The 201-nt window shown below is 57.2% G+C and carries 1 protein-coding gene; it reads right to left on the bottom strand.

Annotated features, from left to right (window positions below; translation table 11 throughout):
- On the bottom strand, positions 1-201 hold a 201-nt coding region (locus JDF658_RS14175; RefSeq protein WP_143312044.1), incomplete at both ends, for a DAK2 domain-containing protein.

Here is a 201-nt window from a genome sequence, read left to right as displayed (position 1 = left end):
CGGTTTGGTCAGTACCCATTGTACATCCTGGTCCTGGAAGGATGCCAGCATGGCCCGCAAAAGGATAACCAGCCCCTGGCCACCGGCATCCACTACCCCTCCCTGCCGCAAAATGGGCAGCAATTCCGGTGTCCGCTGTAATCCTTCTTCAGCAGCTACCACTGCTGCTTGCCATACTTCAATAGCGGAGCTAGCCTTGCG

This window comes from Carboxydocella sp. JDF658 (assembly GCF_002049395.1).
Taxonomy (GTDB): domain Bacteria; phylum Bacillota.
The sequence above is the reverse complement of the archived record's forward strand: the minus strand, read 5'-3'. Positions and strand labels throughout refer to the sequence as shown.